1 protein-coding gene is annotated in these 451 nt (G+C 35.3%); it reads left to right on the forward strand.

Going from position 1 to position 451, the window contains the following annotated elements; genetic code table 11:
- Positions 1 to 271 (forward strand): hypothetical protein (locus AB4486_RS22985; protein WP_372118818.1); only part of this gene is annotated, 271 nt, incomplete at its 5' end.
- Between the last annotated feature and the right edge of the window lie 180 nt (positions 272 to 451).

Below are 451 nucleotides of genomic sequence, written 5' to 3' on the forward strand. Positions count from 1 at the left end.
CAAGAAGACCCGTGACGATAGAATCATTGAGGCAACCGAAAATAAAACCAAAAATATTATGAACGAGAAACTAATGCCTGAAAGAGTCAAGCATCTAGAAACTGAAATTGAAAATGGTAAATTAAAAATGACTATTAAAAACTTACAAGAAAAATTAAGAATACGCGACGAAAAAGAATGCGCGACAATTAAAGACCTAAAAAACACTGTGAATGCATTTGAATCAGAAATCGAAGCATTAAAAGCTGAAATTGAAAAGCTAAAAGGCTAATGAAAACCGCTATTTACTAGCGGTTTTTTTGTATCTAGCCACCAGCCAAACGCATTCTAAGCGGTCTAATCACAAACCCCACACCAACACATCAAAATACTGCTACACACGCACTGCCTAACGGCCTGTTTGCATAAATACATGCAAAACAGGAGTTACAAATGATTAAACAACTTTTAG

The sequence above is a fragment of the Vibrio sp. 10N.222.55.C6 genome (assembly GCF_041473395.1).
Classification (GTDB): Bacteria; Pseudomonadota; Gammaproteobacteria; order Enterobacterales; family Vibrionaceae; genus Vibrio; species Vibrio crassostreae_C.